A 3,664-nucleotide genomic window follows, 5' to 3' on the forward strand; every position below is an offset into this window, starting at 1 on the left:
CACCGTGCGCGGCCCGATACCGGGGCTGTGGCGCAGGGCCAGAGCAGCCCACAATTCGGCGCGGCCCGCCGCATCCAGGTCGGCAAAGGCGGGCAGCGCGGCGGGGCCGGGCGGCATGGTACGCAAAACCGTACTATCCGGGCGGTCGGGAGCAGGTGGCTGGGAAGCCATGGCGGGGCGTGGGCTGCTTACCCGTTGGGAAAGCGCTGTCGGGCCAGCTTGGCGGCCGGGGAATCGGGGTGATCTTCACGCAACGCCTTCAGGTGGAAGCGCACGTTCTCGTCATCCCCCAACTGCTTGTAGGCCAACGCCGTCTTGAGCAGGGAATCCGCCGCCTTGTGATGCTTGGGAAAGCGCGCCGTGACCTCCTTGAAGGCCACGATGGCATCGGCGTAGCGGCGCTGGGCGTACAGGGCCTCGCCCTTCCAGTACAAGGCGTTGGGGACCAGCGCGCTGTTGGGGTAATCGCCCAGAAACCCTTCGAAGCGCACGCGGGCCTCGTCGGTCTTGCCGCGTTGCAGCAGGTTAAGGGCGGATTCGTAGGCGGCCTTGTCCGAAACGGATTTGGCGGGCTTGGGTTCCGGCTTTTGTGCGGCTTTGGCGACGGGAGCGGCCTTGACGGGTTCCGGCTGGATGCGGCGCCCGCCCGTGCCAAGATCATCGGCATCGACAGGCGGTGTGCCCTCCGAAGCCGTGGCGGGCATCGACGCCACAGGAGTAGCCCCGCTCGCCCCGCCCGCCTTGCCCGCCAGTGCGCCTTCCAGCGCGTCCAGCCTACGGCCATCGGATTCGCGGTCGCCGTCCACGCGGGCGGACAGTGCGGCCTGCTTTTCCTCCAGCGCGCGCAGCCGCTCGTCCACCGAGCCGTCGCGGGTCTTGCGGGCTTCTTCGTAGGAAAGGTACTTTTCCTCCAGCATGCGCAGCCGCCATTCGGTGCTGCCCTGCGCCCCCCCCTGCCCGGCGCAGCCGGAGCACAGGATCGTGGCGAAAAGAAGGGCCGGAACAAGCAATGCCGCCGAGGTGCGAAGCCGCCGATGCTGCATGAGGAATCTCCGAACTGGCCGTGTACGTTGACGGAACTGTACACTCAATAGGCGATGGCCGCCATTTTTTCAAGGAAATCCACACGCCGCCGCGCTCTGGTCGGGTAGCGCGCGGTATCGCCCGCCCCTGCGCTGCCGCAAGAGGCTGGCACATCGGCCCGCGCCCTTGCGCCCCAAGCGGTTTTGGGGCACAAGACCGGTGCGGCAACGCCCTTGCGCGCCGCCGCATCACCCCAACGGAGCTGTAACGAATGATCCTGTTTCCCGATGCCGCCGTCTGGTCGCTGGCACTGCCGGGCGGCATTCTGGCCTGCCTGCTGCTGGGCGTGACGGGCTTGCCGTTCCTGTGCCTGGCCTGGCAGCGCATGTCCGTGGTCAAGCGCACCGCCTTTCCCGACAAGCTGGCCCGCCAGGGCGCACTGCTGGCCACCCTGGCCGCCGCGGTACTGCTGGCGGTGGCCGTGGCAGTCATGGTCCGCATGGTGCAGATGCAGCCCGACCTGATGGAAGGGCCGTTCCGCGTGCCCCTGCTGGCCCCGCCCGCCCTGCTGGCGGGCACCCTGGCCTGCGCGGGCATCTACCTGTTCGGCTGGCGGCACATCCGGGGTTCGGTCATGCACCGCTTCGTGGGTCTGGCCGCGGGCATCGGGGGCCTGGAGGCCACGGTGACCGGCTTCGCCCTGACCCGCGCCCTGCTGCTGCCGGGGCATCCCCTGCCTTCCGCCGCATCCCCCGCCGATACCATGAGCGCCCTCATCGCCGCCCCTGCGGATTCGCTGCTGTGGCCGGTGCTGGGGCAGTCGGCCTTCGTGGCGGCGGGTGCCGCCGGTGCGCTGTGCCTGGCCTGGCTGCTGACCCGACGCGACAAGGACGACTTTGGCCGCGACTACTACAACTACGCCCTTGGGGTGTGCGCCCGCTGGGCCTTGGGCGGCACCCTGTGCGCCCTGCCGGTGGGCGTGTACGTGCTGTACCGCGCCGCCACGCTGACCAGCCCGGACCTGACCGTTCTGCCCCCCCTGCTGCCGCTGATCGGCACCCTGGTGCTGCCGCTGGCCGCCTGCGGCCTGTGGGGGACGGTGATCCGTTCCGCCACGCCGCTGCGCCACAAGGTGGGCATCGTGACCGCGCTGGTGCTACTGATGATCGCCTGCGGCTGCGAGGCCAGCACCCTGGCCCATGTGGTGCGGCTGCACGCGCCCATGTAGCGCATTCCCGAATCCACGAGAAAACGCCCCCGCCCGGTGCTGCCGGACGGGGGCGTTCTGCTTTTATGGCAAAGACTAAACGGAGCTTAAATGGCCTTTGAAGTAGCCATCATGTACACTTCGTGCGGATCCAGGATCAGGATGACGCTGCCGTCGCCCATGATGGTCGCGCCGGAGATGCCCTTGAGGTCGCCAAGATAGGCGCCCAGGGGCTTGATGACGATTTCCTGCCGTTCCAGCAGGCGGTCCACCACCAGGCCCAGGCGCCGGTCGTTGTCGTGGATGACGACGACGGACAGCACGTCCTGCTTGTCGCCCTTGGGCAGGCCCAGCAGTTCGGACAGCGAGGCGATGCCCAGCACTTCGCCGCGCAGGGTCACGGCCTTGCGGCCCTTGACGTCGGTCAGACGGCGCGCCTCGATCTTGGTGGTTTCGGACACGGCGTCCAGCGGGATGGCGTACATCTCGCCCGCCACGTTGACCATCAGCGCGTCGATGATGGCCAGGGTCAGCGGCAGGGACAGGGTGAAGCGGGTGCCCTTGCCGATTTCCGAATGGATGCTGACGCTGCCCTTCAGGTTCTTGATGTTGGTGCGCACCACGTCCATGCCCACGCCGCGCCCGGAGATGTCGGTGATCTTCTCTGCCGAGGAGAACCCGGGGGCAAAGATGAGTTCCATGGCTTCGCGGTCGTCCATGGCCTTTGCTTCGTCGGGGGTGATGATGCCCTTGCGCACGGCAACTTCGCGCATCTTTTCCGGGTCGATGCCCTTGCCGTCGTCCTCGATCTCGATGGCGACGGAGTTGCCCTTGTGGTAGGCGCGCAGGGTCACCTTGCCCTTGGCCTTCTTGCCCTTGGCCACGCGCTCGTCCTCGGACTCCACGCCGTGGTCCACGGCATTGCGGATGAGGTGCACCAGCGGGTCGCCGATGACTTCCACAACGCTCTTGTCCAGTTCCGTTTCCTCACCTTCCAGGATCAGGTCCACTTCCTTGCCGCTCTTGCGCGACAGGTCGCGCACCAGGCGCGGGAAGCGCGAGAACACCGAGGACACCGGCACCATGCGCACCTTCATGATGGTGTCTTGCAGGTCGTCCGAAATGCGCGCCATGGCGTAGGTGGTTTCGGACAGGTCCTGGGCCACTTCGGCGATGACGACGTTGGTGTCGTCCTCCAGCCTGCGGGCCAGCATGGTGTAACGGTTGCGGTTGATGATCAGTTCGCCGATGAGGTTCATCAGGTGGTCCAGCTTCTCGTGATCCACGCGGATGGTGGACGAGGCCTTGGCCGTTCCGGCCTGCTGAGCCTGCGCCGCGGCTGCACCGCCCTGACCGCCCGATGGGGCGGAGGGGGCAGACGGGGCGGCAGGAGTTGCGGGCTTGGCAGGAGCGGCCGGGACCGCAGGCTTGGCC

General features: G+C 67.7%; 3 protein-coding genes. 1 reads left to right on the forward strand and 2 read right to left on the reverse strand.

What is annotated here, in order from left to right:
• Nucleotides 1-188: 188 nt before the first annotated feature.
• Complete coding sequence (gene ybgF / locus FVW27_RS10290; RefSeq protein ID WP_167124886.1) at nucleotides 189-1,043, reverse strand: tol-pal system protein YbgF; 855 nt, start codon at nucleotides 1,041-1,043, stop codon at nucleotides 189-191.
• 251 nt (nucleotides 1,044-1,294) lie between these two features.
• On the opposite strand from ybgF, the gene FVW27_RS10295 reads away from it, so the two are divergent.
• A complete protein-coding gene (locus FVW27_RS10295) occupies nucleotides 1,295-2,251 on the forward strand; it encodes a hypothetical protein (protein WP_167124887.1) in 957 nt (318 codons plus the stop codon).
• A gap of 86 nt (nucleotides 2,252-2,337) precedes the next feature.
• On the opposite strand, the gene FVW27_RS10300 is transcribed toward FVW27_RS10295, so the two are convergent.
• Nucleotides 2,338-3,664 (reverse strand): chemotaxis protein CheA (locus FVW27_RS10300; RefSeq protein ID WP_167124889.1); only part of this gene is annotated, 1,327 nt, incomplete at its 5' end.

It is taken from the genome of Nitratidesulfovibrio liaohensis, assembly GCF_011682075.1.
GTDB lineage: Bacteria > Desulfobacterota > Desulfovibrionia > Desulfovibrionales > Desulfovibrionaceae > Cupidesulfovibrio > Cupidesulfovibrio liaohensis.